Origin of the sequence: Anoxybacteroides rupiense (assembly GCF_014196195.1) — a bacterium.
GTDB classification, from domain to species: domain Bacteria; phylum Bacillota; class Bacilli; order Bacillales; family Anoxybacillaceae; genus Anoxybacteroides; species Anoxybacteroides rupiense.
Genome location: NZ_JACIDF010000002.1, coordinates 384,453 through 410,364 on the forward strand (window position 1 = coordinate 384,453; position 25,912 = coordinate 410,364).

24 protein-coding genes are annotated in these 25,912 nt (G+C 42.6%); 7 read left to right on the forward strand and 17 right to left on the reverse strand.

What is annotated here, in order from left to right; genetic code table 11:
- Positions 1-41: 41 nt before the first annotated feature.
- The 4 genes from GGQ95_RS05515 to GGQ95_RS05530 all read right to left on the reverse strand — a co-directional run bounded on the left by GGQ95_RS05515 (position 42) and on the right by GGQ95_RS05530 (position 4,168).
- The gene (locus tag GGQ95_RS05515; RefSeq protein ID WP_044744526.1) at positions 42-818 is read right to left on the reverse strand and encodes a DUF92 domain-containing protein; all 777 of its coding nucleotides are present in this window, start codon (positions 816-818) and stop codon (positions 42-44) included.
- A complete protein-coding gene (locus GGQ95_RS05520; RefSeq protein ID WP_044744527.1) occupies positions 811-1,380 on the reverse strand; it encodes a 5-formyltetrahydrofolate cyclo-ligase in 570 nt (189 codons plus the stop codon). The genes GGQ95_RS05515 and GGQ95_RS05520 overlap by 8 nt, the downstream gene beginning before the upstream one ends.
- A gap of 162 nt (positions 1,381-1,542) precedes the next feature.
- Positions 1,543-1,692, reverse strand: a complete 150-nt coding sequence (gene rpmG, locus GGQ95_RS05525) for a 50S ribosomal protein L33 (protein WP_044744528.1) — start codon at positions 1,690-1,692, stop codon at positions 1,543-1,545.
- A gap of 82 nt (positions 1,693-1,774) precedes the next feature.
- Entirely contained in the window at positions 1,775-4,168 is a 2,394-nt protein-coding gene (locus GGQ95_RS05530) for a sugar phosphate nucleotidyltransferase (RefSeq protein ID WP_159720145.1), read from the reverse strand.
- A 145-nt stretch (positions 4,169-4,313) separates the two neighbouring features.
- On the opposite strand from GGQ95_RS05530, the gene GGQ95_RS05535 reads away from it, so the two are divergent.
- Positions 4,314-4,670, forward strand: a complete 357-nt coding sequence (locus tag GGQ95_RS05535; protein WP_369818754.1) for a hypothetical protein — start codon at positions 4,314-4,316, stop codon at positions 4,668-4,670.
- Entirely contained in the window at positions 4,667-5,119 is a 453-nt protein-coding gene (locus tag GGQ95_RS05540) for an endolytic transglycosylase MltG (protein ID WP_066145863.1), read from the forward strand. The genes GGQ95_RS05535 and GGQ95_RS05540 overlap by 4 nt, the downstream gene beginning before the upstream one ends.
- Positions 5,120-5,145: 26 nt before the next feature.
- On the opposite strand, the gene phoU is transcribed toward GGQ95_RS05540, so the two are convergent.
- The 5 genes from phoU to GGQ95_RS05565 form a co-directional block, all read right to left on the reverse strand.
- A complete protein-coding gene (phoU, locus tag GGQ95_RS05545; protein WP_044744532.1) occupies positions 5,146-5,805 on the reverse strand; it encodes a phosphate signaling complex protein PhoU in 660 nt (219 codons plus the stop codon).
- 18 nt (positions 5,806-5,823) lie between these two features.
- Positions 5,824-6,633: a phosphate ABC transporter ATP-binding protein PstB gene (gene pstB / locus GGQ95_RS05550; protein ID WP_231734583.1), complete on the reverse strand. Its 810-nt coding sequence runs from the start codon at positions 6,631-6,633 to the stop codon at positions 5,824-5,826.
- 428 nt (positions 6,634-7,061) lie between these two features.
- The gene (locus tag GGQ95_RS05555) at positions 7,062-9,191 is read right to left on the reverse strand and encodes a peptidoglycan D,D-transpeptidase FtsI family protein (RefSeq protein WP_044744533.1); all 2,130 of its coding nucleotides are present in this window, start codon (positions 9,189-9,191) and stop codon (positions 7,062-7,064) included.
- A 91-nt stretch (positions 9,192-9,282) separates the two neighbouring features.
- On the reverse strand, positions 9,283-10,566 hold the full coding sequence (locus tag GGQ95_RS05560) for an MFS transporter (RefSeq protein WP_044744534.1): 1,284 nt from the start codon (positions 10,564-10,566) through the stop codon (positions 9,283-9,285).
- A gap of 246 nt (positions 10,567-10,812) precedes the next feature.
- A complete protein-coding gene (locus GGQ95_RS05565; protein ID WP_044744535.1) occupies positions 10,813-11,421 on the reverse strand; it encodes a superoxide dismutase in 609 nt (202 codons plus the stop codon).
- Positions 11,422-11,632: 211 nt separating this feature from the next.
- Between GGQ95_RS05565 and GGQ95_RS05570 the strand changes: the two genes are divergently transcribed.
- Both GGQ95_RS05570 and GGQ95_RS05575 read left to right on the forward strand, forming a co-directional pair.
- Positions 11,633-13,411, forward strand: a complete 1,779-nt coding sequence (locus tag GGQ95_RS05570) for a methyl-accepting chemotaxis protein (protein WP_139788125.1) — start codon at positions 11,633-11,635, stop codon at positions 13,409-13,411.
- Between the two features lie 262 nt (positions 13,412-13,673).
- On the forward strand, positions 13,674-14,450 hold the full coding sequence (locus GGQ95_RS05575; protein ID WP_044744536.1) for a DUF1189 domain-containing protein: 777 nt from the start codon (positions 13,674-13,676) through the stop codon (positions 14,448-14,450).
- Positions 14,451-14,653: 203 nt separating this feature from the next.
- On the opposite strand, the gene helD is transcribed toward GGQ95_RS05575, so the two are convergent.
- The 4 genes from helD to GGQ95_RS05595 all read right to left on the reverse strand — a co-directional run bounded on the left by helD (position 14,654) and on the right by GGQ95_RS05595 (position 20,575).
- Positions 14,654-17,020, reverse strand: coding sequence for an RNA polymerase recycling motor HelD (gene helD / locus GGQ95_RS05580; RefSeq protein WP_183186466.1), 2,367 nt, complete (start codon positions 17,018-17,020; stop codon positions 14,654-14,656).
- A gap of 471 nt (positions 17,021-17,491) precedes the next feature.
- A complete protein-coding gene (pstA, locus tag GGQ95_RS05585; protein WP_044744538.1) occupies positions 17,492-18,409 on the reverse strand; it encodes a phosphate ABC transporter permease PstA in 918 nt (305 codons plus the stop codon).
- Position 18,410: 1 nt separating this feature from the next.
- Complete coding sequence (gene pstC / locus GGQ95_RS05590) at positions 18,411-19,301, reverse strand: phosphate ABC transporter permease subunit PstC (protein WP_066145867.1); 891 nt, start codon at positions 19,299-19,301, stop codon at positions 18,411-18,413.
- A 368-nt stretch (positions 19,302-19,669) separates the two neighbouring features.
- Complete coding sequence (locus tag GGQ95_RS05595) at positions 19,670-20,575, reverse strand: phosphate ABC transporter substrate-binding protein PstS family protein (RefSeq protein WP_183186467.1); 906 nt, start codon at positions 20,573-20,575, stop codon at positions 19,670-19,672.
- Positions 20,576-20,974: 399 nt separating this feature from the next.
- On the opposite strand from GGQ95_RS05595, the gene yqfZ reads away from it, so the two are divergent.
- Both yqfZ and ispG read left to right on the forward strand, forming a co-directional pair.
- A complete protein-coding gene (gene yqfZ, locus GGQ95_RS05600) occupies positions 20,975-21,298 on the forward strand; it encodes a protein YqfZ (protein ID WP_066145870.1) in 324 nt (107 codons plus the stop codon).
- 93 nt (positions 21,299-21,391) lie between these two features.
- Entirely contained in the window at positions 21,392-22,495 is a 1,104-nt protein-coding gene (gene ispG, locus GGQ95_RS05605) for a flavodoxin-dependent (E)-4-hydroxy-3-methylbut-2-enyl-diphosphate synthase (protein ID WP_066145873.1), read from the forward strand.
- A gap of 24 nt (positions 22,496-22,519) precedes the next feature.
- Here the strand turns inward: ispG and GGQ95_RS05610 are convergent, their stop codons facing one another.
- Complete coding sequence (locus GGQ95_RS05610; RefSeq protein ID WP_044744543.1) at positions 22,520-22,873, reverse strand: hypothetical protein; 354 nt, start codon at positions 22,871-22,873, stop codon at positions 22,520-22,522.
- A 144-nt stretch (positions 22,874-23,017) separates the two neighbouring features.
- Here GGQ95_RS05610 and GGQ95_RS05615 point away from each other — a divergent pair, with 144 nt between their 5' ends.
- A complete protein-coding gene (locus GGQ95_RS05615) occupies positions 23,018-23,605 on the forward strand; it encodes a hypothetical protein (protein WP_066145877.1) in 588 nt (195 codons plus the stop codon).
- Here GGQ95_RS05615 and zur read toward each other — a convergent pair.
- Genes zur through GGQ95_RS05630 form a run of 3 tightly spaced genes read right to left on the reverse strand, consistent with a single transcriptional unit; the run spans position 23,600 to position 25,639 of the window.
- A complete protein-coding gene (zur, locus tag GGQ95_RS05620; protein WP_066145882.1) occupies positions 23,600-24,025 on the reverse strand; it encodes a zinc uptake transcriptional repressor Zur in 426 nt (141 codons plus the stop codon). The two genes, GGQ95_RS05615 and zur, sit on opposite strands and share 6 nt — an antisense overlap.
- 6 nt (positions 24,026-24,031) lie before the next feature.
- Entirely contained in the window at positions 24,032-24,865 is an 834-nt protein-coding gene (locus tag GGQ95_RS05625; RefSeq protein WP_044744545.1) for a metal ABC transporter permease, read from the reverse strand.
- Positions 24,866-24,880: 15 nt separating this feature from the next.
- Positions 24,881-25,639: a metal ABC transporter ATP-binding protein gene (locus GGQ95_RS05630; RefSeq protein ID WP_066145885.1), complete on the reverse strand. Its 759-nt coding sequence runs from the start codon at positions 25,637-25,639 to the stop codon at positions 24,881-24,883.
- Positions 25,640-25,912: the final 273 nt, after the last annotated feature.

The following is a 25,912-nucleotide window of genomic DNA, read 5'->3' on the forward strand; positions in this document are numbered from 1 at the left end:
TCTATACTTTACCATTATCTATCGGGTTCCTCCCCTTCTTTCTATTGCAAATTCGTGACAAACAAATAAACAATCAGTGAACAAGCAATGGCTAACCAATTTACTAAATCGTTATTAAGTAAACGAATTCCTTTAATATGTACAGTTTTTTGCTGACAGTGCTCCGTTTTTTCTGTTTCAATGCCGCAAACCTCGCAGCGGTACATCGCTTGCCACACCGCTCCTAAATATGTATCAATCATGCAGCCTAAAAAACCGGCGATGCTCACAGCAACAACGGGAACACCATCCCATAGCAGCGAACCGACCACAGCGATTAGTCCAGCTCCTAAACAAGAAGCAGCAAGGCCAAGCCAGGTAACCGCCCCTGATGTCCCCGGCTCCGTTTTTTCCCATGTTGTCACAAGGCGAGGAGACTGGCGGCTGAGACTGCCAATCTCTGAAGCCCATGTATCCGCATTCGCCGCAGCAATGGAAACGATAAACAATCCTTGCCAAACAAAGGAAGGAAAAAAAAGGGAGAGTAGGCTAATGGTCGCCGGAATGCTTCCATTCGCGAAAACTTGAATATAATCCCGTTGCGATCCTTTTGCGACTTTTTCCGCTACTCTTTCCTTTTTCCGATGACAAAAATGGCTCCAAAAGCTTGATGTAACAAAAAATACGCCTAATAGGCATAATCCCTTCCAAGCAAATCCAGCAGCAACTGCTGTTCCAACCAAAACGGTCGCTAATGCTCCCGATATCGATAAAGAGCGGACAACGAAGCCGCCAATAGCCACGATCCAAATAGCAGCTATATATAGCCATTCATTCATCACACATCATAACCTTTTCATTAGTAACAATCATGTCAACCGGAATGTCATGCGCTTCAAATGGAACATGGTTTACCACTTGAAAGGAATAAGCAAGCGAAATCGTCGGCCGCCAAAAATGCTGCAGGTAACGGTCATAGTATCCGCCCCCATAGCCGATTCGATATCCTGCTTTGGAAAAGCATACTCCCGGAACGATCATCACATCGATTTGCCGAGAAGCGACTTCTTCCGTCATGGCTACAATCGGCTCCTGTAAACCGAAATAAACAGACTCTAATTGATCAAATGAACGGATGGCGCGAAATGTCATCGTTTTTTCTTGTGGATCACATTTTGGGACGCATACCGTTTTTCCTTCCTGCCAAGCCTTTTCAATAATGGGTTTTGTGTTAATTTCGTTCTCTCTGGAAATGGTGATCCCAATGGTTTCCGCCTGCTGCCAAACCGGCAAAGCGTACAGATTCTCCGCAATTTGCGCGTCATACTCGTTCTTTTGCTTTGCTGATAAGCTTCTTATTTTTTCTTTCATTTGCTTGCGAAGCGCGCTTTTTTCCTGCAATTCATTCCCTCCTCTGCTTTGCCCTCCTCCTCACTTACCTAAGTTGAAGTGGAGCATTCCTGTCCTTCTCTTCGGTAAAGACCGATTCATTCCCCACTTATGGAAGCAGGAGATTTCTCATTTGAGATGATAAAAAAGCAGCAGGAAAACGTTTCCTACTGCTTACTTTGTTTCGCGATGAAGGGTCGCTTTTTTGTCTCTTGGACAATATTTTTTTAACTCTACACGATCTGGATTGTTGCGTTTATTTTTTGTTGAAATATAGTTACGTTCGCCGCATTCTGTGCAAGCCAATGTAATATTTACGCGCATGATCATTTCCCTCCAAACTTTATAAACTTATAATCAGACTTTTCTATGATAGCACTTTTTTGCGGCAATTTCCATATTTAATTTATGCATTTTGATACTGGCGAATTTTTTTTATATAATAAATCATCGTTTCACGTGCTCTTTGAACATCCAGGGCTTCAGAATAAATGGTAAACATCGGCTGATCCAGCTCCGGTAAAATAAACGTCCAGCCGCCATCAGGATGATATAATTTAATTCCGTCATTGACATCGACAATCGTTTCGTTCTCATCCTCCATCAGTCGACGCAATACAATCGCCCGGGCGTTCCAAGGACAGAACACATATTCTCTAAGCCAATGCATGCGTGGGGTGGAAGCGGTAATTTCAGATAATGGACGTCCCTCGGCAGCTAGCAGCTGAAGGAGCTGGACAAACGCATAAATGGCATCATAACAAAAATGAAACGGTTGCTGCCATTCTTTGAGCATCTCTTTTCGTGCCCCTTTGATTTTTTTGATTTGCCCATTCATTTGTCTAGCCACGGTCTCTAGCGCAGATGGCGCATAGCTTGGAACCAAAACAGGACATTCTGGCTGAAACCATAACGAGGTGATCGTATATAACGATAGCAGTTGTTCTTCAGTCACTATCGTTCCGCTTTCGTCCATAATCCAAAATTGCTCGCCATCCCTTCCTGTGATTAAAGCAAATAACGCGTCTCCTGTTTTTATATAATCGGCAATATCGCGAAAATCAGCGCTTTTCAGCATTTCAATTTCGCATGGCTGGCCATGAAGCAGTTTGTTTGCAAGATGATGGACATGTGATTCTGAGGCAAGAATTGCTTTGCAGCCACGAAGAGGCAAATGGATTTGTTGCTGCATTTCTTGAATGTAAGAGGCGCTTGGCTGTAGATGAGTATTAGAAAAACCTATTTGTTCCATCGACACACGGCGGATTTGCTCTTGAACGAACGTACGTTCAATTTCTTTTTCTTGTAAATAATTAATCGGATAGCCGTGCTTGTCATACAAATCAATGTAGATGCTTCGATCTTTTTCATCAAGGAAAATATAGACGCCGCCATCATAAGAAGATCGACGAAGCTGGTGACGCACAATCGGCGCAGTAACACTTTCTAGACATTCCGCTGTAACCACTCCTGATGCGTGCAGTCCATGAATAAACGCTTGTTTAATGAGGTTCGTAAATGGGTGTCCATCCCCTGCAACCATTACATGATGATGAACCTGAAGCGTACTTCCATAAGCAGCAGCTAGCCTCGAAGCATATTCGGGCGTCATTTCTACATTAGCAATACCGGCAATCCCGCGTGTTCCAAACAAGGATTTTTGTTGTTGCTTTCCCCAAAACACGGAAGAATGAATCACTGTTCCTTCCGCAATCGTTTTTTCCGGCCAAATTTTCATATTGGGCTTTACCTGCACCCGCGGTTGAAGAGTGCAGCGGCTACCGATTACGGATTGTTCAAGCAGTTCCACGTTGTTGCCTAAATAGGTGCCATCTGCTAAAATACTGCCACGCAATTCGCAATGCTTTCCGATATAGCTTCTCTCCCAAATGATACTTCGTTTCACGGAAGCATGCTCGCCGATTTGCACATTGGGTCCAATGACAGAATGGGCATCGATTTTGACGTTTTGGCGAATAAACGCTCCATTGCCTATAAATGATGGACCGACAATAACCGCACCATCCTCGATTTTCACATCGGATCCGACCCAAACATGGGGAAACAGCTCCTTGCCATTGATCGACACTTGCACATGTTTATTTAAAATGTCTATGTGCGCTTTTTGATATTGCTGAATGGTGCCGATATCGAGCCAATAGCCTTTAGCCAAAAAAGCATATAAAGGCACATCCTTTTTTAATAAAAAAGGGAAAACATCATTGCTGAAATCGCACTTTTCATTTTCAATAATATACTCTAAAATTTCCGGTTCAAAAATATAAATACCCGTGTTGACAAAATCGGTATATACTTGGTTCCATTTTGGCTTTTCAATCAGCTGCTTGACCCGCCCTTCACGTGAGACGATAATTCCTCCGTAATTAAGCGGCTGCCGCTCCTGCGACATAACGATCGTGGCTAAAGCGCCTCGCTGGCGATGAAATTCCACCGCTTCAAACAAGTCGATATCGGTTAGCGCATCTCCACTGACAACAATAAACGTGTCATCAATAAAAGAAGCGGCGTTTTTTATGCTTCCTGCTGTGCCAAGTGGCTCATGTTCTTCAAAATAGTCAATATTCACTCCAAATCGGCCGCCGTCTTGAAAATGCTGTTTAATCACTCCCCCTAAATATTGAATGGTCATCGCAATATCAGTAATCTCAAACCGCTTGAGCCACTCAATGGTGTATTCAAGCGCTGGTTTTCCAACAAGTGGGACCATTGGCTTTGGAATGTTGCACGTCAGCGGTCGCAAACGCGTCCCTTTTCCCCCAGCCATAATCACACCTTTCATGATTTTTTCACCTCCCTACCTTTTTTACGGAATATTCTTTCAATATTTTTTATTTTTATTTTAACTCCTTCTCTCCTTACTTACAATAATCTTATCGATTTTATGCATTTATTTATGGTATAGTGAAGTGGGGTGATAGAAAATGATGGAATATACGTTAATTGGATTTGTAATCATTTCCCTTCTTCTTTTGGCTGCGTCTTTTTTCGGAAAAGATCAAATGAAAAGCTTAGAAGAGCAAATAGATCATTTAACGCTTTCATTGGCTCAAGAAACGTATCAACTCAAAAAACGGCTGAAGATATTGGAGGAAGAATTATTAATAAATGAAGAAAAGCCTTTTTCATTAACAGAAAAAATAAAAGACGATTCACCTCTCGCATCATCATATGCCCGTGTATGGGCTCTTTATAAAAAAGGTCTTTCAGCGGAGCAAATTGCCCGGGAAACATCGCTAACGGCTGAAGAGGTGCGCATGATTTTGCGGGGGATTGCTCGATGAACAGAGAAGCGATTCGCGGATTTGCGCTCGGAATGTTATTGTCAACCTCCATCATTGGCATCATTTATTATCAGCAGCCAGTTAAATCAACGAAAGCGCAGCTTGATGCCTATTTGCAAAAAAACGAGTTGGTCGTTTTGGCAAAAACAGAATATCAAGCGCTAAAAAAAGCAGCGGAAACGAAGGCGCAGGCTGCTTCTCCACAGACAACGACAACGGCACCGCCAGCAACCATTCGTATTTATCGGCTTGTTATTAACAAAGGAGATGTTCCCACAAAATTTGCTAAAGAACTAGAAGAAGCGAAAATTATCTCTGACGATCAGGCTTTGACCAACTATTTAAACGCCCATCAACTCACTGGACAAATTCGTCCCGGCACATATGAAATACGCAGTGATATGAAATATGAGGAAATCGCTCGCATGATTACCCATTCAAAAAGGTGACCCCTTAAAGGGCCACCTTTTTACATTTATCCATTTAAATCGTAATGCTTTCCTTTTACGAGATAGACGACATGCTCTCCTAAATTAGTCGCATGATCGGCGATACGTTCAATATAGCGGGCAATCAAGGAAAATTGGTTAATTTGCAAAGCATTTTCTTGATTGGTGGCGTTCAATCGCAGCAGTTCCCTCATGATTTGTCCATATAACTCATCTACTTCATCGTCCATTTCTGCAATTTTCCGAGCCAATACCACATCTTCTTCGTAATATGCTTTTAAACCAATGGACACCATTTCTAGCGCAACACGGTGCATTTGCATGATTTTTTCCATTTCCAGCGCAAATGGACGGTCGCCCATTCGAATCGCCGCTTTCGCAATATCAACAGCAAAATCAGCAATGCGTTCAATATCTGTTGCAATTTTAATCGCAATGACAATTCTCCGCAAATCAATGGCTACCGGTTGTTGTTTCGCAATGAGCAAAATAGCAAAATCGTTGATTTCTTCTTCCAAAGTGTCAATTTGACTGTCGTTGTCAATAATTTGCAATGCTAGTTCAATATTTTTGTGTTGAAATGCCTGAATGGAATAATTTAACGCTGTTTCGGTTAAGCTGCCAAGTTCCAGCAGCTTTTGCTGTAATGTTTTTAAATCATAGTCGAATTTTTCTCTGGCCGGCATATTGGTTCCACCTTTCGTTTAGCCGAATCTTCCGGTAATATAGTCCTCGGTGCGCTTGTCCGAAGGATTGGAAAATAAACGGTCTGTGTCATCATATTCGACCACTTCACCATTTAAGAAAAAGGCTGTTTTATCAGAAATACGCGCGGCCTGCTGCATATTATGTGTAACGATAATAATGCTATAGTTCTCTTTAAGCCTTTGAATCAGCTCTTCTATTCTTAATGTAGAAATCGGATCTAAAGCGGATGTCGGTTCGTCCATTAAAATCACATCCGGTTCAATGGCGAGACAGCGGGCAATGCATAAACGCTGTTGCTGTCCTCCCGATAATCCGCCGGCATTATCATAAAGGCGATCCTTCACTTCGTCCCAAAGGGCCGCACCGCGCAAGCTTTTTTCCACAATCTCATCAAGTGTTCGTTTGTCGCGAATCCCATGAATGCGTGGACCATAAGCGACATTATCATAGACGGATTTAGGAAATGGATTAGGCTTTTGGAAAACCATTCCGACTTGTGTACGCAGTTCTTCCACCCGATATGATTGATCGAAAATATTGCGGTTGCGATAAACAATCTCTCCAGATGTGCGCACATTCGGAACTAGTTCGATCATTCGATTTAATGTTTTAATATAGGTCGATTTTCCGCATCCGGAAGGACCAATGATCGCCGTCACTTCATTTTCATAAATATCCAGATGAATATTCTTTAAAGCATGATGCTCACCATACCACAAATTTAATTCACTTGTACGATAAACAATCTCTTTATCTTTCTCTGCCGGTTTCGAAATTGCCCCGTTTTCCGCTTTTGTCTTGATCATTGTCAATTCCATTGGGTTCTCTTCCTCCATCCATATAAGCATCAGAAGCCAACGATATTCATCGATATTGTCTTTCATTTATTATCATCCTATTGATCATAAGCATAGAACAGCGATTTTTCTTCGTCAAAACACGTGATTTCGCTTTTTGTAACACCTAAAGAGTACTATAAGACTTTTAACTTGGTTTTAAGAGATTGTTAAGCTTTTGTAAAGCAAAAAGGCACTCAATAATGAGTGCCTCTTCAAAATGGTTCTAGCTTTTCAGCTGGTGTTTGCCTTTACATCTGTGCTTTTGACGGAAAACGCCCAGCACCGTCATTTTACATTCATTGAATGGTCGGCGAAATAACGTTGTTTAGCCTCATCCCTACGTAAATGTAACATGTCGAATGACATCATTTTCTCATCAATGAACGCAGTGACTCTTATTGATTGGTTGCTTGCGAATCTGTCTGCGTTTCGTCTTGTTGCGTTTGCTGTGTCCCTTGCTGCGGCCGTTCCTTTTTCAATTCAAAGTACGCATCTAAAATTCGGCGGCCGATTCGGTTATTAATGCCGTCACTGTCTCCTTGTGTCGCCCATGGCACGACAACGGCAAACGACACTTCAGGGGCATTGTAAGGAGCATAACCGACTAATGTTAAATTATAGGTTGGATCATTTTTTTTGCTTTGAATCGGACCGTCATAAAATGCTTCCGCTGTTCCTGTCTTTCCGGCCGGCTTGTATGGAGCGTCGGCGAAATACGCATATGCTGTTCCCCCCGGCTCTTGCATAACGCGGCGAAAGCCTTCCTTCACCCGGTCGATATAGGCTGTCTTCATATCGACCCGGTTCAGCACCGTCGGCTGAAAATCGCGGATCACCGGCCCTAGCTCTTTGTCATCGTTATTCGGCTCGCGGATTTCTTTGACAATTTGCGGCTTCATACGATAGCCGCCATTGGCAATCGTTGAAACATATTGCGCCATTTGCATCGGCGTATACATATCGTACTGGCCGATCGCTAAGTCAAGAAGCAGCCCCGGCATTTTGCTTGATCCTTGAAACCCGGTAATTTCATTCGGCAGATCGATGCCGGTTTTGACGCCGAGGCCAAATTGGCTAAAATAACGCCGGATCGTCGTAAAAGCATCCGGATCGATGCTGAGCGGACCATGCGGACGATAAGTGCCGCGACCGATTGCGATCGCGGTTTTAAACATATACACGTTCGACGATTGTTTAAGCGCCGTTAATTCATTGATGCTTCCCATCGTCTTCCACGATTTTTTCGGCTTTGTTCCTTTAATGTATAACGGTTCGTCGACCAAGTACGTATTATTATGAAGCACACCTGTTTGAAAGCCGGTTAATACAGTGGCTCCCTTAACAGCCGACCCCATTGCATAAGCAGACGTAATCGTTCCAAGGGCATAATCCTGTATTTCCGTTTTGCCGCTGTCCGTTTTGACTAATCTTTTTCCCGCCATTGACAGCACTTCCCCTGTTTTCGGGTTCATCATCACGACAAAAGCCCTGTCCAATAACGGCGCATGCCCTTTCCGTTTCGTAGCAAGCAGCTCTTCTTGAATAATCTGCTCGACGCGCTGCTGCAGTTCCATATCAATGGTGAGCACGAGATCCTTGCCCCGTTCTCCTTCATACACTTGTTGCGTCTCAATGACATTTCCTGATTTATCGGTTATATTTTTTATTTTCGCTTTTTTGCCGTGAAGCACATCTTCATATTGCGCCTCTAAATAGCTTTTACCCACGCGGTCGTTGCGGCTGTAATCGCGCGCCAAAAAGTAGTCGAGCTTCTCCAGCGGAACACCGTCCTCATCGCTTGTGACGCTGCCCAGTACAGAGCGGAACGTGTTGCCATATACATAATGGCGCTCCCAATCTGTTGTCGTATTCACTCCTGGCAGCTCTTCTAAATGTTCGCTGACCACCGCGTATTCTTCATTTGTTACATTTTTATTTTTCACAATTTGCGGCGTTAGCGCATAGCCGCTATCAAGCGATCGCTTAATAGCGAGCACTTTCATTTCTTCAGGCTTGATTTCTTTTAGATCATCAGCTGTAATTCGTTCAAGTGTTAATTCATACACCTTCTTGTCCAGCTCTTTATCAGATAGCCCCTTTTTTTGCAGCGCTTTTTTTTCTGCTTCGCTGACCTTTTTAGCCGCCTTTTCTTCTCTTGTTAAAATCCAATAATCCTTCATATCGCGTTCGGTTACTTTATCTACAGGCTTATCAATGTATTGAGCCAATCGCTGGGCAATTTTTAGCGTATCTTCTGGAGTCGTCGTTTTCGTACGAGTATACGTAATTGCATTCAGCGGGATGTTATCAACAATCACACGATGATAGCGATCATAAATTTTGCCGCGCGGCACCGGTGTGCTCACTGTCACATTTTCCGTCCGTTCGACTTCTTTTCGATATTGCTCGCCATACACGATTTGTACAACCCCAAGCCGTAAAATCAGGGCTGAAAACAGCATAAACACGAGAAAAAATAATATATTTAACCGAAATGGTACTTGCGCCCTTTTCTTTTTTTTCAAAATGACACCCTCCTGCTTTTTAACGATTCCATTTCTTATTGTAAAAGAAACGGCGGCATTTTTCTAGAAAATCGTCATAAAGAAAGAGGCCCTATGCAGGAGAGCCTCCTTCTTTGTTCGTAAAAGTGCGGCGGAGAACAGCTTCATCCCCTTCCCGCTGCTGTTTTCTTGAAACCTCGATCGGGCGGATAAACCAATAAATCATCGTGTGCCCCGCTCCTAGCACCATCATCAGTACAGAAATGCCGCTTTTTTCGTTGAAAAAGGTAATGGTGAATAAAAAGGCGAGAATGGAGACAATGCGTCCAGCATTTAAAAACAGCTCGCGAACGACGATATATTCAATTCTTCGATCCGCTGATCCCCAGCTCTTGCCAATCACATCAAATGTCAACGATGAATACGGCACGAGCAGGATCGGATAAGCGATCGCAATCGCAACAGCATACAGCATCAAACGCATATAGGAGGGATCGAAAACAATTAAGAAAATCGCCGCGTACAGCAATAAACCGCCGCATAAAATCGCCAGTTTTCGATAAGATGGCTTAATCAGTCTAGAGGCAACATAGTACGCCACAAAGGATGTCAGCGAATTCACAAAACCAAATTTTCCAAGCGCCCATTCGCTATCGGTGGCAACATACACAAAGACAGAAATAATAAAAACAAAAATCCCTTCTCTTAATCCTTGAAAAAAATGAGCGTTTGTAATCAACCGCCACTCTTTATTATTCTGCCTCTCTTTGATAATGCGCAGCAAAGCGTATTTTCCTTCTGCCTGCCTCCTCTTAAGGAAAAAGCTGAGGACTACAGCAATTAAAAACATCCCTAATGAGATGGAAAAAATGAGCGTATATCCTTTCTTAACAAGCATGGAAATGATATATCCTGCAGCGATAGGGCCGATCATCCCGGCGGCCGACGTTAAAATGCCTAGAAAGCCATTAAAAAAATCCCGTGTATTCGGTTCTGTGATTTCAAATGTCAATACATTAAACGCCAGCCAATAAAAACCATAGCCGATCCCAAGCAACGAACCAAGCAATAATAAATAATCATCGGCGCGCTGTCCAACAAGCAATACACTCATAAAAAAAGCCGCTAAAAATGACACGCCTAAACGCAAAACAATAATGCGATCGACTTTTTTCGCAAGTCTTCCGGCAAAAACAAACGTCAAAGGCTGCAATACTACAATCGCCAAATTATACAGCGCCAAATCCCGAAATTCTCCCGATTGTTTCCATAAATATACATTCACAAAGGTGTTGGAAAGTGCAATGCTTAATGAATAAAAGCCACCGATGCATAGCAACAAGATGAGATCGCGATTGATATGCTCATGGCCGAATATTTTTTTTAGCATAGTCATGGTTAACTCCCCTTTTCATCTTAAAGGATAGTTTGGCAATCTCCTGCCTGTTCTATGCACCGCACATAAAAAAGACGCCCCTGAATCCAAAGCCATCCTAGACTGTCCATCCATATTAAAAAAGCGGTCTGAGACAGAAAAAACCGAAACAAATGGCGGCTAAAAATAATGGAGCCAAAGTCAAAATTGACTTTGGCTCCTGTTTGAGACGGCGATTGATTGGGGCCGTCCCTTTCCATTCATTTCTTATTTTGCAGCTTGATAACGTTTAGTAACCTCGTCCCAATTTACGACATTCCAAAATGCAGAAATGTATTCTGGACGACGGTTTTGATATTTTAAGTAGTATGCATGCTCCCAAACATCCAAGCCAAGAATTGGCGTTTTTCCTTCCATAATCGGATTGTCTTGGTTTGGCGTGCTTGTCACTTCAAGCTCGCCATTATTCACAACGAGCCAAGCCCATCCAGAACCGAAGCGAGTTGTTGCGGCTTTTGTAAATTCTTCTTTAAACGCAGCAAAGCTGCCGAATTTTTTGTTGATCGCATCCGCTAATTCACCAGTTGGCTCACCGCCGCCATTTGGCGAAAGAATCGTCCAGAAAAGGCTATGGTTGGCATGTCCACCACCATTATTGCGAACAGCTGTACGAATGCTCTCTGGAAGCGCTTCTAAATTGCTAAGCAATTCCTCAAGCGTTTTTCCTTGCAGATCTGCATGACCTTCTAACGCTGCATTTAGGTTTGTAACATATGTGTTATGGTGTTTAGTGTGGTGAATGTTCATTGTCTCCTTGTCAATATGCGGTTCAAGCGCGTCATAAGCATAAGGTAATTGAGGTAATTCAAAAGCCATTTTAATTCCTCCTTTGTTGTCATATGTACTGAACGAGAGCCTCGTCCATTCAAAATTAGCTTACCAAAATTGCCACAATGTTTCAATTTATTTGCTTGTTTGATAAGCTTAACAATTTTTATACATTTTCTTAATAAAAGCTTAAACTTCATTCAATACATTGAAAGTAGGATTTTGGCATAAATGGTATCAGAAATGAGGAGTGCAAATGATGAGCAAATCAAAGCAAGCACGGGCAATTTTATCACGCTTATCTTCTTTGCTAGATGCAACAAAGCAAAAAGGGAAGTCTATGCGTTCTCTCCCTTTTTTTCGTCTTTCCTTTTCTCGCAAATGGAGTTTGCAAACGATGTTAACGATGCTGATTATTCTAACCAGCTGCCTTGCGTCCATGTTGATCGCTTATACAAGCTATCAAAAAAACAAACAAATCACTACTCAAGCCGTCGAACAACAAATGCAGCTGGCAACAGAAGTGACGATCGAAAAAATTTCGATGCTAAAATCTACTGTCACAAATGAAGACTTTCAAAAAAAGCTATCATACATACTTACATTAACTAAACATAAGTTCCAATCTCTTCAAGCAAATCCCATGCAATTTGTGATCACAAAAGAGGGAAAGTTAGAAAAATTGGCGGGGTTTCATAGCTCCTTGCCCGCGCTTTCTCCGTCATCGATTCGGAGCATATATGAAAAAAAACAAGGAATTCTCCATATTCAAGGGCTGACACTCTCTTACGCCTCTTCTGTTGACTTAAACGGTGATATCTATGTATTAGCGTTGAATGATCAGGATTATTTGCAGCCTGTTTTTGCTTATCAAAAAACAAGCATCGTGATTTCATTGCTGATTGCCCTGCTTGCAAGCTTAATCGGCTGGCTGATCGTACGCAAGATGGTTAAACCGATCACCTTATTAAAGCATGCTATGGAGCAAGTGGGAAAAGGAAATCTGCAAACACGTCTGCAATTAAGGCATGCGAGTAAGGATATCCATGCACTTGCAGCCGGTTTTAATCAAATGGCCGACAGCTTAACCGCATTGATTGCGCATCTAGATACAAGCTCTAAGCATGTCTCTCACTCGTCTGAAACATTAAAGCATGCTGCATACGAATCGCGGCTCGCATTTGGACAAATTTCAAGCGCGCTTGGAGAAATCGCTAGCGGCGCAGAAAAACAAGCCCATTCCACCATCGAAACGACACAGTTTTTTCATGAAATAGCCGAAGGAATGGAGCAAGCGTTTCATTCCATGGAAGACGTTGAAGCGTCGACAAATGAAGCGACACATAAAGCCCATGCAGGAAACCGCTTAGTGGATCATGCTGTTCAACAAATGCGTTTAATCCAAAAAACCGTTGGCGAAACCGCTGATGCCGTATACATACTGGGGGAAAAGTCGAAACGAATTGATCAGATCGTCCATCTAATTAGCCAAATTGCCAATCAAACGAATCTCCTTTCTTTAAACGCAGCCATTGAAGCAGCACGAGCAGGAGAGCATGGAAAAGGATTTTCCGTTGTCGCTCATGAGATTCGAAACCTTGCTTCCCAAAGTGGTGAAGCGGCAAGGCAGATACGGGAAATTATTGAAGAAATTCAGCATGGCGTCAACCAAACCGTTCACTCCATGGCGCGAGGATCGGAAGTGATCAAGGAAGGAATCGAAATCGTTTATCAAACCGATACATCATTTAAAGACATCGCTCATGCTGTAGAAAATGTGTCGAGAGAATCAAAGGAAGTAGCGGCGATGATCCATCATGTCTGCTCGCAAACAAAACAAATGTCCATGACTATGGAAGAGGTATCTTCTATTTCGCAACAAATTGCGGCCAATATGGAGCATGCAGCTGCGATTGTTCAGGAGCAAAGCGCTTCCGTTGACGAGGTTTCGCATGCCTCTAGCTCGTTAAATGATCTCGTCAAACAGCTGCAACAAGTCGTTCAAACGTTTAAAGTATCTGCTAGGGATAAAAATTAACAAGCTTTTTTCATTTGCAAGTGTGTCGTCACATGATAGTGGTGAAAAGCAAATTGTGTACATGTTTGCTAGGCCACCCACATGTCCAGTTGCGCTAAACAACCGATGAAATAGATGGTCTTTATATCGCACTTATTGACTCATCAAGTAAAAGAATCCCTTTTTAGCACATAAGGGATTCTTTTCATTTTACAGCACTAGTTGAATTCTCTGGCTGAACAATATACAATGAGCATGGAAGCAAGGGAAGGATGTGTAACGGATGAATCTATTCATGCAGCTATGGAAAAGTTTGTATTCGCCAAAAGATATCGCTCGATTTCGTTTTCAAAAAATTGGAAGATCCATTTTATATATCTTCCTCTTGTCATTGATTACATCACTACCTACTACTTATTATTTTACAACAAGCTTTATTGAAGGCACGCGTTACACTGGCGGTTTGCTACAAAACGACATTCCGTCTTTTACCATCGAAAATGGTTCCCTACATTCGTCAGCCAGCGAGCCGATCGTCATGAATGAACAAGGTTTAACCATTGTGTTTGACAGCACGGGAAAAATGACAAAAGAAGAAGTGGAGCGCCTAGGAACAGCGATTGGACTTTTAAAGCATGAAGCCGTGCTTGTGACAAATAGTCAATTACAATCTTATAACTATTCCATGTTTCCTCAAGATACCAAGCTGACAGATCAGGATGTACACTCATTTATTCAAACGGTTCAATCATTGCTTCCTGTACTGATTCCGCTGGCGTTTTTGTTCCTTTATATTTTTACAAGTGCGAGCAAGTTCATCGGTGTATGTGTTCTTGCCTTTATCGGACTTATTTTAAAAGGCACGCTTGATAAAAAGATCTCGTATCGTCACACATGGGTGATGTCTGCGTATTCCATAACTTTATCCACCATCTTTTTTGCCATTATGGAAATGATGCACACAGCGGTTCCATATGCACCATTTCTCCATTGGTTCGTATCCATTACCGTATTATTTTTAGCCATTAGGGAAATTCCTTCTCCTAAAGCTCATGACTAAACTAGGTTTACCTCAATATACGAAGCGCTCCCTATCAAGCAGGCAGGGAAAAAGCGCATATGAAGCAGCCTGAGTCCCTGTATTCATAAGGACTCAAGCTGTTTCATTTTCGATTTCGATGATTCGATTGAGTATAAAACACCTGAATGAACCTCCCCCATCTCCCCTCCGTTAAGAGGCGGGAGACTCCTCGGTCGATGATGTTAAAGCCGTATATTTATCCCGTGCGAACTCGGGGTTAGCAGCAAGCTCCCCTGCTTAATGTGGCGCAAAAAAGGGCTCGGTTCACCCACACTATAAAGCTGCAAGTCATGCATAGCCCGGGTACAGGCAGTGTAGAACAATCGGCGCAGGCTCTCATCTCCATATACTTCGGCCGATGCGTTATAAATGATGACGGCATCAAATTCGATTCCCTTGGCCAAATACGCTGGTATGACCACAACACCTTGTTCATATTCAGTCGAGCTGCGCTTTACAAGTTTTATTTCTTCCACACTTTTCAATGCGTTATATGCGGCATTGCTTTCCGCGGCGGATTTGCATATGATCGCGATCGTATTGTATCCCCGTTTCCGCAAGTCCGCGACTTTAGAAGCAATCGAGCGATGCAATTCGGCATGATTGGACAATTGCGTCAATACCGGCTTATCTCCGTCGCGTTCAAAAGCAACAATTCGTCCGCCATCAGACACGAGTCCGCGCGTAAATTCGACGAGCGGTCTTGTGGCTCTGTAACTGCGCGCCAAAGTGATCCCATCTGTTTCATCTGGCCCGTATAAGCTGGTAAGCGTGGAAAAGTCGACAGTTTCGCTGGCATGGGCGAAAATTGCCTGGTTAAAGTCGCCGAGCACGGTCATCCTGGCTGCTGGAAACAAGCATTTCAAAAACTCAAATTGAAAAGGAGAGTAATCCTGCGCTTCGTCAATAAGTAGGTGTTTAATCGAGATATTCGTTTGAAATCCTTGAATCAGCTCTTTCAAAAATAAAAACGGCGTCGCATCTTCGTAAAACAATTTGCCTTCGTCAAGCATGCTCACCGTCAATCGGCACATATTCTCCCATTCCTCTGGCGTTTCCCCCTCCATCCACTGCTTGATTCTCGCTGGATCGATGAAAAGTTGCTTATATAACCCTTTTATGTCGATAAAGCGAAGCGCCCGGATTCGCTTGCGTAACGGCTTAAGCTTCTTGTGAACGATCAATTGACCTAGCGCTTCGACTTCCATTTCATAATTGGCCAACTCTTCTCCTTTAAAGCCGTGCTTTTTTCGTAAGAGAGTATGAGCTTTATGGTAATCCTCGTTGCTAAGCAATTCGATTTCTTCCTGCACCCATGGCTTAGTCCGTTCAAGCTTCTCAGCTTTATCGATTTGCTTGTTTAGCCAAGCGACCAACTTTTCGATTCTATTGTGAAAACGGAGCGAAGTGTCGCTGCTATAAAATCTTTCGGCAATTTGTTGGGCGGTGACAATGGCTTTCCCTCTAAACCGAATATCTTTAAAGAGCATGCCGGATAATTCAAGCGACTGCCGGTAGGCCTTGATCGTTTCAAAAAAACGGGCCGAGGCCTTGAAGCGGATGCTTGCAGCCCTAGTCCGGTATGAAGGATCATCCGTTGCCGTTAACACATACTCCAACTGTCCGTATGGGTCCTCGACTTGAAATTCATGACTCAGCCGATGATCTAAGTATTCCTGAAATGTAACCTGATGCATATTCTCTTCGCCAAGTTCAGGCAACACATTGGCTACATAGCTACTAAACATTAAATTAGGGGAAAATAAAATGATTTGGTCGGCTTTTAACTTATCCCGATATTTGTAGAGCAAGTAAGCGATTCGCTGAAGGGCAGCTGATGTCTTGCCGCTGCCAGCGGGACCTTGCACAATGAGCAATCTCCCGCGGTCATGCCGAATGATTCGGTTTTGTTCCTTTTGAATAGTGGCCACGATGTTATGCATATGTTTATCTGTCACTTTGCCAAGCACCTGCTGTAAAATCTCATCCCCAATCGTGAGGCTCGTATCAAACATCGATTGGATCACACCGCCACGAATGAGATATTGCCACTTTTTCTCCAGCATGCCACGGACTTTACCTTCAGGTGTCGTGTATTCAGCTGGACCGGGCGGATAATCGTAGTAGATACTCGAGATCGGCGCCCTCCAGTCGTAGATGAGAATATTCTCTCCACTTGTATCTATGAGCGTAGAGATGCCAATATAAATTCGTTCAGCAGCAGAAGTTCCTTCTTCAGCGAAATCGATTCGACCGAAATAAGGCACCTCCTGCATGCGGCGCAGCGCGATCAATCTCTTGAACGCCTGTCTGTGAGTGCTTTGGCTCACAGACAGATTCTGCGCCTGTTGTCTTAAGGCAATGATGGTTTCAAGGAAATCATCGAACGTATCGGTATTCACCTTGACATCATCCCAAAAATGTTTGCGGAACTCAATCACTTCTTCACGACGACGGAATGTTTCATTTTCCAGCGTGACGATTTGCTCCGCAATTGTCTCCATCACGCTGTCCAATCGTTTTTGCTCCTGCTGAAGTTCTGTATTCATACCAAGCACTCCTTTAAAAAATAATGAAAACAGGGGTTGACTAAGGGAGTTTTTTGTTATAAAATTATAATAGGGATATTATTGTAAAAAATAATAAAAAAGTGTGTTTCTATATTAATTTATCATATTTTCTTTCGTTTATCAATGCATTTAGTGCTCTATAAAGAGATCACAAAAAATATCCAAATATGTGATCATTTTTCAGCGGAGAGCACATCATATAGTTGAGCCTCATGTTGTAACTTTATTATCGTTTTTTATTCCCTCTCCTCTTTTCTTATTTTTAGATGAACGAAATTTCCCAAGCTATTTCTAGTTCTTCTATTCCCGCCAAATATCCTCATTGTCGTTAACCATTTTCAATGCTTTTGACACATCGTTTCCATAAAAAATTCCCTCCATTAATAGACAGACTCATGGGACTTTTTCTGTCTACTAGAAGGGAATGATCTCGAGAAAAGTTCGTATTTTCTAAGACGCTATTTTCATTTTTCGCTTATTCGTGCGTTTATTTCCAGTGAAATAGCGCTGCAATAGCACGGAGACAAAACGAGCTCCAATATTAAATAGCAGAACCATAATCATTAAAACGGCAGCTGATTTCGCTGCAATGAGCTTGGCGTCAGGAACAATTCCTTCCGAATTTAATTTCCAAATGTGAACAGTCAATGTTTCAGCAGGACGAAAAATATTTAGCGGATGCATCTTACTTGACAGATCAGCTGAAGCGTTCAGCAATGGAGTGGTTAATCCTGCCGTATAAATAAGAGCTGCCGCTTCACCAAAAATTCTTCCTGCTGCTAAAATCACTCCCGTAATAATTTGCGGAAGCGCTGCCGGAATCGTCACTTTGACTAATGTCTGCCATTTCGTCGCTCCTAGCCCAAGGCTAGCTTCCTTTACACTGTGTGGAACATCTAAAATCGCTGTTTCGCATACTCTCGTTAATCCTGGAAGGTTTAAAATCGTAATCGCTAAAGCGCCGCCGATTAACGTATACCCCCAGCCAGTCAATGTCACAAATACTAAAAGCCCGAACAAACCGACAACAATCGAAGGGAGAGAAGCCATTGTTTCAATGCATAAGCGAATAAAGCTTAACAGCCTCCCTTGCTTTGCATATTCCGCTAAGTAAATGCCAGCTCCCAATCCAAGCGGCACAGAAATGAGCAATGTCAACACAAGCATGTACAGCGAATTAAATAATTGAGGACCTATGCCTCCCCCTTCTTTTGTATTGCTCGGGAGACCGGAAAGGAAATCTAGATCCCAAAATCCCCATCCTTTGATGAGAATGGTGATGACAAAATAACCTAACAATCCAACAACCATAAACGAAAGCACGTATAAAACCCCTGTCCAAATGGTGTCAACCGTTCTCGCCTTCATGTTATTTTTCACCTCTTTGTCCAATTGCTCGAATCAATAAAATGAACAAGAAAGAAATCAGCAGCAAAATCATGGCTAATGTCCACAGTGCATTATTCCAGGCTGTTCCATTTAACGTGTTGGACATATCCATTGTCAAAATACCTGTTAATGTCGCAGTTGGACTATACAATCCAGAAGGCAGCTTCACGGTGTTTCCGATCACCATTTGAACAGCCAACGCCTCACCAAAAGCACGGGCTAAACCTAGTACAATTCCTGTCAAAATTCCTTTGCGCGCTGCTGGAACAATGACGCGGCTAATCGCCTGCCAGCGTGTCGAACCTAATCCGTACGATGCTTCTAAATAAGCACGAGGAACCGCGCCGATCGCATCGGAAGCGATGCTTGCGATGGTTGGTAAAATCATAATACTTAAAACGATCATACCTGCTATTAAGCTGAATCCAACTCCTCCCCACCACTCGCGAAACAACGGTACAAGAATCGTTACTCCTAAAAATCCGTAAACGACTGAGGGAATCCCTACAAGCAGCTCTAACACCGGCTTTAATACCCTTGTACCGAACCAAGGAGAAATATAGTTAATAAATACAGCTAAAGCAAGAGCGATCGGTGTGCTTAGAACAACAGCGCCAACCGATACAAGGGTTGAGCCAACAATGAAAATGACGGCGCCATATTTAGGTTCTGATTGGTTTGGAGCCCATTGTTTCGAAAAGAGCATTTCTCCAAGTGGAATATGGCTTTGTGTAAAGGACTGAATTCCTTTGCTGCAAATAAAGATGATAATGGCAAGAGTCACAAGCACAATAAAAAATCCGCACACCGTCACTAATGATCTACCAATATACTCGCTTTTCCAATAATTAATTGGTTTTTTCCCCTTCACCAGATCTTCACCTTCCCTATTCATTCAAACGAATAGGACTGACTTAAGGACAGCCAGCCCAATCGATCTCAACTCATGGTGCCAAATAATCGATTCACGTTGTTCTCTTTGTACTGTATTCATACAACGGACAGATGGAACGATTGATATCTGTAAAAAACCCTGATCAATGCTCAGAGACAAGCCGATGGCTTCCTCGGTCATGCCAAAGCGTGACGGAGCGCCAAACAACCAGTCGCTTATCGATCCATTCATGGATCGATAAGCGATGGGTTCGGTCGCCCGTTCATCGAAACCGGATGAAACTTGATTCATTTGGTGATCAATATGGATTCATCGTAATCTATATAACACCACGAATGATCACATTATTCTAATTCCGACATCGGAATATATCCCATTTCTTTTACCTTTGCCGCAAACTCTTCACCTTTAATAAAGTCGATAAATCCTTTTACAGCGTCTTTCGGTTCCCCTTTTGTGACCATGTACTCATAAGACCAGAACGGATATTTTTGCGCTTTAATATTTTCAATCGTTGGTTCAGCACCATCAATTTTTAGCGTTGTTAAAGCGTTCGCTTTATCTCCTACAAGGTACGACATGGCTACATAACTAACGGATCCTGGCGTCGTTTGAATCGCTTGCTCTACTGCGCCATTAGAATCCTGAACGGTTCCAATGCTTTCATCAATGGCCACGTCTTTCATGATCGTTTTTTCAAATGTTGCGCGTGTTCCTGAAGAAGCCGGGCGGTTAATGACATTGATTTTCTCGTCGTTTCCACCAACTTCTTTCCAATTTTTCACCTTACCAGAAAAAATATCTTGAATTTGCTGAACAGTTAATGATTCGACCTTTACATCTTTATTTACAACTAAAGAAAAGGCAATGCCTGCTACTTTAGTGTCAATTAATTCTCCTGCTTTTGATTGGTCTTCAATTTTTTCTGCTGATGGAACATCTGAGTTACCGATTTGAACAGCACCAGCTGCTACTTGGTTGACACCCGTACCGCTTCCTCCACCTTGCACGGTAATCGAAACATCTGGATATTTTTGCATGAACTCAGTTGCTGCTTCTTCAGCAAGCGGCTGAAGCGCTGTAGAACCGGCTAATGTCACCGTTCCGGAATAAGATGTGTTTCCTTCGTTGCCTTGATCGTTCGTTGCTCCTGATGTTTGATCGTTGTTATCAGAATTCCCACATCCAGTAAGTGCCCCCGTGATGAATAGTGCTGCCATCGCTAGCTTTAGATTTCTTTTCAGCATCATTTTACCCTCCATATTTTTTCTGTATCTGATTTACAAAGCCATTGTATCGAACAAGTTTTAGGCTTTTATTAATGAAATGTTAAGTTTCAGTAAAGATGATTTCCTTTTTTTACAAAACTCTAGAACGGACAGAAAATAAAACAAAATCTGAAACAATCTTTCAACTTGCTCTTTACGAGTCTCTCCTACCTACATGGAAGACTTCGCTCTGAATCGTTGGCTATGGGCTTTTTAATCGAAAAGAGGCATATTTATAAAGGACAAGCATACATAGTTAATAACGGCAATTTGTTCGTTGATGGAAGAAATAGGAAGAGAAACGGAGAAGGAGCCATTCATCTAAAGAAGATTCACTTGTGCTTTTGGTTGTGATCATCATTAGGAGGACAGAAAGCCGCGATGAGGAAATTAATGAAGGTATGCGCCGTTTGTCTAGCGATTTATATTATTTATCATGACGTCACAAAAGGAACATTGCCCGTTTCCGAACAAAAAGTGGCCCATGCACCTTCTGCTAAAACAGAAACAGCTGCATCAAGCAGCTATCGGGTCATCAAAGTACAAGCGGGAGACACTCTGCTTTCGATTATGGAACGCGAACAAGGCCAATCGCTGCCGGTTTCGATTGAAGAGCTTATTGAAGATTTTGAAGCACTCAACCCGGGCATAAAAGCAACCTCTATTCAAATTGGCAAAGCGTATAAATTTCCCATCTATAAATAAAAAGAACTGAATTTCTTGTCAACCGTTGACCAACACTGTTACAATAATTGAGAAGTTGACATGAACTTGTTTCTTAAAAGGAGCGAATGTTTCGTGAATGAAATAATTCATCGTTCAAAAACCCGGCCTGTTCGCGTCGGAAACCTGACGATCGGTGGAAGCAATGAAGTTGTTATTCAAAGCATGACAACGACAAAAACGCATGATGTGGAGGCAACGGTTGCTGAGATTAAACGGCTGGAAGAAGCGGGATGCCAAATTGTTCGCGTAGCCTGCCCTGATGAACGAGCAGCCAATGCTATCCCTGAAATAAAAAAACGAATTAATATTCCTCTTGTTGTAGATATCCATTTCGATTATAAGCTGGCGCTAAAAGCCATTGAGGGTGGAGCAGACAAAATTCGTATTAATCCAGGAAACATTGGACGCCGCGAGAAAGTGGAAGCGGTCGTGAAAGCGGCAAAAGAACGGGGAGTTCCTATTCGAATTGGCGTTAATGCCGGCTCCTTAGAAAAACGGATATTAGAAAAATATGGATACCCAACAGCGGATGGTATGGTGGAAAGTGCGTTGCATCATATTCGAATTTTAGAGGAGCTGGACTTTCACGATATTATCGTCTCGCTAAAAGCATCCGATGTTCGTCTCGCGATCGAAGCATATGAAAAAGCTGCACGCTCATTTGATTATCCACTTCACCTTGGCATTACCGAGTCAGGAACATTATTTGCAGGAACCGTTAAAAGCGCCGCTGGACTTGGCGCCATTTTAAGCAAAGGCATCGGAAATACGATCCGTATTTCACTCAGCGCCGATCCAGTCGAAGAAGTTAAGGTTGCAAGAGAACTATTAAAAACCTTTGGCCTTGCCTCCAACGCGGCTACGCTGATTTCTTGTCCTACATGCGGCCGTATTGAGATTGATTTAATTAGCATCGCCAATGAAATTGAGGACTATATCGCCAAAATCAAAGCCCCTATTAAAGTCGCAGTGCTCGGTTGCGCCGTCAACGGTCCTGGCGAAGCACGAGAAGCTGATATCGGCATTGCTGGCGCGCGGGGAGAAGGCCTTCTTTTCCGCCATGGAAAAATTGTAAGGAAAGTTCCAGAAGAAACAATGGTTGACGAATTGAAAAAAGAAGTGGATAAACTGGCTGAGGAATATTTCGCCAAGCAAAAACAATCACAAAAAGCTTGACGCATGATGCGTCAAGCTTTTTATTCAGTAATAAAACGGCAAAATAAACAGTTTTACGATTATCGACACAATGCCGATCCCGATCGCCCAAGCCCCTAAAGTTCTTGCGCCGCGTCGGCGTGCAATAAAGCCGACAATAATTCCTGCTGCTCCTAAAATAATCGGCATCATAAACAGGGAAAGAAGCGAAAGGGCGAGTGCTGTCCAGCCAAATCCTGCGCCTCCTGCTCCTTCTCTTTCATCACTTCGATCGTAATGACGAATCGGTTCAGCGATTTCTGACGATGTTTCCTCCATAAAATCAGGTTCACTGTCTGTTTCTCTTATTGATCGCACGTAGCTCTCATTGTCATACGAGCGATTTCGATCATCGGCCATGTTATTCCCTCGCTTTCCTTAAATCAAGGAGCATTTATAGTATGATTCAACACCTTCAAAATATTGATGCGAATGTTTTCATCGCGAGGAAAAATACACGTAATATGTTACAATATAGATGAAGAAAGGAGTGCAGAAGCGACCATGAAAAAACGACTCGGGATTGACATCGACGGAACAGTTACGTGCCCAAGCACATTTATTCCTTATTTAAATCAGTCATTTCAAAAGGAGCTGACACTTGCTGAGATTACCCAATACAATTTAGCTCCTTTATATGGCACCACAGAAGAAGAAATGGATCAATGGATGGAGCAGTATGAGGCCACGATTTATGAGCAAGCCCCTCTCGCCCAGCACGCTCTAGAGATGATCAACAGCTGGAAGGACGAATATGAGCTTTTCTACATCAGCGCTCGCGGCAAGCATTTATATAATATTACAGAGCAATGGTTTAAAAAAAATGGCGTTCATTACCATCATATTGAGCTTGTTGGTTCTCACGATAAAATTGCAGCAGTGAAAGCCTTTGATATCGCTGCTTTTTTTGAGGATAAATATGATAACGCTTGTGACATTGCAGAACAATGCGGCATTCCTGTAATTTTATTTGATACTCCGTACAACCAGGGACCTTTGCCTAAGCAAGTAATCCGCGTCAATACATGGATAGAGGCAAAACAACAGCTTGAACAATGGTTCCATGCCGTTCAAGGGGACATCTCGTTATAACGAGATGTCCCCTTGACATTCCGGACATTTCCCATATATTTCGAATTTATGACCAGATACTTCATACCCTTGTAAATGCTCAGCTAGCTCATTCATCGGACAAGTCGCAATCTCTTTCGTCTTTCCGCACTCCATACAAATAAAATGATGATGGTGGTGCGAGGTGCTGCAAGTAAAACGAAAATGCTTTTCTCCAGACAGCTCGGTCATTTCTAAAATTCCAAGCTCCACAAATAAGGACAAATTGCGGTAAATCGTATCAAAGCTTAATCCAGGATAATCGTCTTTTAAAGCATCCAATACATTTTTGGCCGTTAAATACTTATCTGTTTTGGCAAATAAGTAAAGCATATCTTCCCGTTTTCCCGTATGCTTAAACCCGCTTTTTTTCATTAACTGAATCGCTTGCGCCACATCCATTTTTCCTTATCTCCTTCTCCATTTTTTCCAAAAAACAGAAATGAGCAAAATCACGATGGCCAGCATCACAATCGTTCCACCTGGTGCCAAATCAATCTCATACGATACCACTAATCCGACAATTACCGCTAATTCGCCAAATAATACCGAAAAAAACAGGGTCTGTTTAAATCCTTTAGCAATGCGAATGCTTGCAGCAACTGGCAGCGTCATTAGAGACGATACAAGCAAAATTCCCACAATTCGCATTGAAGCCGCAATCACTAATGCGACAAGCACAATAAAGATAAAATGAATCGTCTTAGCGCGAATCCCTGATGCTACCGCATATTCTTCATCAAACGAAAGCAGAAATAATTCCTTATAGAGCAGAAAAATCACGGCAATCACAACAAAGGCAATCCCTAAAATAATCCAGACGTCCTGTCGACTAACAGCGCTTACGCTGCCAAACAAATACGTAAACAAATCGGTATTAAATCCATCAGCTAACGAAATAAAAATAACGCTTAGACCGATTCCGCCTGATAAAATAATCGGAATCGCCAGCTCTTGATAGTGCTTATATACGCTGCGTAATTTTTCAATCAAAAGCGAACCAGCAACAGAAAAGCCCATTCCCATGTAAAGCGGATTCCAGCCTATCGATGTCCCCATTTTTTTCTCCAGCAGCAGCCCGGCTGCGATGCCGGCAAGCGTGACATGGCTGAGGGCATCTGCAATCAGCGACAAGCGGCGCACAACAATAAATACGCCCAATAGCGGGGCAATAAAGCCAATTAACATCCCTGCAAAAAACGCATTGCGCAAAAACTCATAATGAAACATATCTCCGATCATTGCAAAGTACCTCCACTAGTGCTGATGAGAGAGCACATGAAGATGGTGTCCGTAAAAATGGGACAAATCACTTTTCTGAAGCTGTGCAAATTCCCCGGCTCCCCCATGAAAATAGAGATGCTTGTTTAAGCACGCCACATGCGTCACCTTTTCTGTAATGGTCCCGACATCGTGAGTCACTAATATAAAGGTAATGCCAAGCCCTTTATTCAGCTCTTCTAGCATGTTGTAAAAATTTTGGACATGATGGACATCGACTCCAACAGTCGGCTCATCTAAAATTAACAGCTCGGGTCTGCTTGCAATCGCCCGTGCGATAAACACCCGCTGTTGCTGGCCTCCCGAAAGCTCACCAATGTTTTTTCGAGAAAATTCGCTCATGCCGACAGCGTCAATCGCATCAAAAACAGCTTGTTTATCTTTAGGAGATAAAAAACGGAATAACCCAAGCTTAGCTGTTAACCCGCTTGCCACTACTTCGTATACAGTAGCTGGAAAGCCTGTGTTAAAACTGTTCGCTTTTTGTGAAACAAAGCCAACGCGATGCCATTCTTTAAACGACGTAATCGGTGTATCAAATAAAAATATATTCCCTTTTTGAGGTTTTAACAATCCTAATATACATTTTAGCAGCGTTGACTTGCCAGAGCCGTTTGGTCCAACTAGCCCTAAAAAAGCTCCTCTCGGGACAGCAAATGTAACGTCCTCCAGCACATTTTCTTTTTCATAGCGGAATGACACGTTCTCCACTCTTAATACCGTTTTCACTGCCATTTTCTTCTCACCTACTGATGAAATAAGTGCGGCTCGTTAGGCGAAAGCCCTTCCCCCGCCGCTTGATACAAGATCTATCATCTATTGATCCGTTCATACAAAAAAGGAATGAATATAAAAAATTAAGAATGATTACGATTTATTTATGAATGTAGTATAGCGAAAAGATCGCCGTTTGTAAATAAAATCGGCTCTCGAGCAACGTTTCATTTTCCGATGCTCTTATACTTCTGGTCGATTCAATCTAACGCGCACTCCCTTGTTTTCTTTCGA

What these genes read in the sequence shown, in the direction of transcription:
- GGQ95_RS05515 (WP_044744526.1), bottom strand. Translation starts at nt 818, where the DNA reads ATGAATGAATGGCTATATATAGCTGCTATTTGGATCGTGGCTATTGGC.
- rpmG (WP_044744528.1), bottom strand. Translation starts at nt 1,692, where the DNA reads ATGCGCGTAAATATTACATTGGCTTGCACAGAATGCGGCGAACGTAAC.
- GGQ95_RS05530 (WP_159720145.1), bottom strand. Translation starts at nt 4,168, where the DNA reads ATGAAAGGTGTGATTATGGCTGGGGGAAAAGGGACGCGTTTGCGACCG.
- GGQ95_RS05535 (WP_369818754.1), top strand. Translation starts at nt 4,314, where the DNA reads ATGGAATATACGTTAATTGGATTTGTAATCATTTCCCTTCTTCTTTTG.
- GGQ95_RS05540 (WP_066145863.1), top strand. Translation starts at nt 4,667, where the DNA reads ATGAACAGAGAAGCGATTCGCGGATTTGCGCTCGGAATGTTATTGTCA.
- phoU (WP_044744532.1), bottom strand. Translation starts at nt 5,805, where the DNA reads ATGCCGGCCAGAGAAAAATTCGACTATGATTTAAAAACATTACAGCAA.
- pstB (WP_231734583.1), bottom strand. Translation starts at nt 6,633, where the DNA reads ATGATCAAGACAAAAGCGGAAAACGGGGCAATTTCGAAACCGGCAGAG.
- GGQ95_RS05560 (WP_044744534.1), bottom strand. Translation starts at nt 10,566, where the DNA reads ATGACTATGCTAAAAAAAATATTCGGCCATGAGCATATCAATCGCGAT.
- GGQ95_RS05565 (WP_044744535.1), bottom strand. Translation starts at nt 11,421, where the DNA reads ATGGCTTTTGAATTACCTCAATTACCTTATGCTTATGACGCGCTTGAA.
- GGQ95_RS05570 (WP_139788125.1), top strand. Translation starts at nt 11,633, where the DNA reads ATGAGCAAATCAAAGCAAGCACGGGCAATTTTATCACGCTTATCTTCT.
- GGQ95_RS05575 (WP_044744536.1), top strand. Translation starts at nt 13,674, where the DNA reads ATGAATCTATTCATGCAGCTATGGAAAAGTTTGTATTCGCCAAAAGAT.
- helD (WP_183186466.1), bottom strand. Translation starts at nt 17,020, where the DNA reads ATGAATACAGAACTTCAGCAGGAGCAAAAACGATTGGACAGCGTGATG.
- pstA (WP_044744538.1), bottom strand. Translation starts at nt 18,409, where the DNA reads ATGAAGGCGAGAACGGTTGACACCATTTGGACAGGGGTTTTATACGTG.
- GGQ95_RS05595 (WP_183186467.1), bottom strand. Translation starts at nt 20,575, where the DNA reads ATGATGCTGAAAAGAAATCTAAAGCTAGCGATGGCAGCACTATTCATC.
- yqfZ (WP_066145870.1), top strand. Translation starts at nt 20,975, where the DNA reads ATGAGGAAATTAATGAAGGTATGCGCCGTTTGTCTAGCGATTTATATT.
- GGQ95_RS05610 (WP_044744543.1), bottom strand. Translation starts at nt 22,873, where the DNA reads ATGGCCGATGATCGAAATCGCTCGTATGACAATGAGAGCTACGTGCGA.
- GGQ95_RS05615 (WP_066145877.1), top strand. Translation starts at nt 23,018, where the DNA reads ATGAAAAAACGACTCGGGATTGACATCGACGGAACAGTTACGTGCCCA.
- zur (WP_066145882.1), bottom strand. Translation starts at nt 24,025, where the DNA reads ATGGATGTGGCGCAAGCGATTCAGTTAATGAAAAAAAGCGGGTTTAAG.
- GGQ95_RS05625 (WP_044744545.1), bottom strand. Translation starts at nt 24,865, where the DNA reads ATGATCGGAGATATGTTTCATTATGAGTTTTTGCGCAATGCGTTTTTT.
- GGQ95_RS05630 (WP_066145885.1), bottom strand. Translation starts at nt 25,639, where the DNA reads ATGGCAGTGAAAACGGTATTAAGAGTGGAGAACGTGTCATTCCGCTAT.